Source organism: Curtobacterium sp. MCBA15_005 (assembly GCF_001864855.1).
Taxonomy (GTDB): Bacteria; Actinomycetota; Actinomycetes; order Actinomycetales; family Microbacteriaceae; genus Curtobacterium; species Curtobacterium flaccumfaciens.
The window spans coordinates 1-405 of sequence record NZ_MJGL01000061.1; the positions used below are offsets into that span (position 1 = coordinate 1).

Annotated in this window: 1 protein-coding gene; it reads right to left on the reverse strand. The window is 75.1% G+C overall.

The genetic code is table 11. From position 1 onward, the window contains the following. Positions 1–405, reverse strand: a 405-nt coding sequence (locus tag BIU89_RS15320; protein WP_217642839.1) for an AAA family ATPase, incomplete at both ends; no start/stop codon positions are given.

Sequence of the window (405 nt, forward strand, 5' to 3'; positions counted from 1 at the left end):
GCTCGGCGTCGGCGGCGACCCGCAGGCGGTGCCGCCAGACCGGCAGGGTCATGGCCTGCACGTGGTCCGGGGTGATCGCGTCGTAGCCGGTGAGCCAGGCCCAGGCCTTGGCGGCCGCGAGCAGTGCCGTCGCACCGCGGGGGCTGACACCGACACGGACGGACGGTGCCTGCCGGGTGGCCCGGGCGAGGTCGACGATGTAGGCGAGCACGTCGTCGCGGGCACCGACGGCGCGCACGGCACGCTGCGCACGGACCACCTCGTCGACGCCGACCACCGGGGTGATGCCGGCCGACCGGACGTCGCGCGGCACGAAGCCGTCGGCGTGACGCCGGAGCACCTGCCACTCGACGTCGCGCGGCGGGATGTCGAGGGTCAGCTTCATCAGGAACCGGTCGAGCTGCG